The sequence below is a fragment of the Kitasatospora nipponensis genome (assembly GCF_039528135.1).
GTDB lineage: Bacteria > Actinomycetota > Actinomycetes > Streptomycetales > Streptomycetaceae > Kitasatospora > Kitasatospora nipponensis.
The window spans coordinates 1-521 of sequence record NZ_BAAALF010001150.1 but is presented as its reverse complement, the minus strand read 5'-3'; the positions used below and the strand labels follow the sequence as shown (position 1 = coordinate 521).

Sequence of the window (521 nt, the reverse complement as noted above, 5' to 3'; positions counted from 1 at the left end):
ATCAGGACGACCATGCCTGCCGCCATCACGGCGAGCCCAGGGACGATGATCTGCCGCGGGGAGAGTCGGGTCGCGAGGAGGCTTGCGATGACTGTGGACCCGATCGCGATCGCTACTGCGAGTGGCAGGAAGGCGAACCCGGCCTGGATCGGCGTGTATCCGAGCAGTTGTTGGAACCAGTAGGTCAGCACCAGGAAGAACCCGAAGAGCGCGAGCTGCGGAAGACCGATGGCGAGAAACGCCCCGCCCCGTGTGCGGTCGATAAGGATCCGAAGCGGTAACAGGGGGTGTGTGTTGATGCGCTGGAGGAGGACGAACACGGCCAGCATCCCGGCCCCGAAGCCGAGGAGTGCGACGACGAGGATGTCGCCCCATCCTCTGCGTGGGACTTCGGTCAGCGCGAAGACAAGTGCAGTCAAACCAGCAACGCTGGTTGCCGTCCCGGTCAGATCCAGCGGAACCCGCGAGGCGGGCTGTTGTGCGATGACGAGACGAGCACCGACGAAGGCGACTACAGCGAT

Annotated in this window: 1 pseudogene; it reads right to left on the bottom strand. The window is 64.3% G+C overall.

Annotated features, from left to right (window positions below):
- Window positions 1-521, bottom strand: a pseudogene (locus tag ABD323_RS45365) (MFS transporter); the annotation flags it as partial.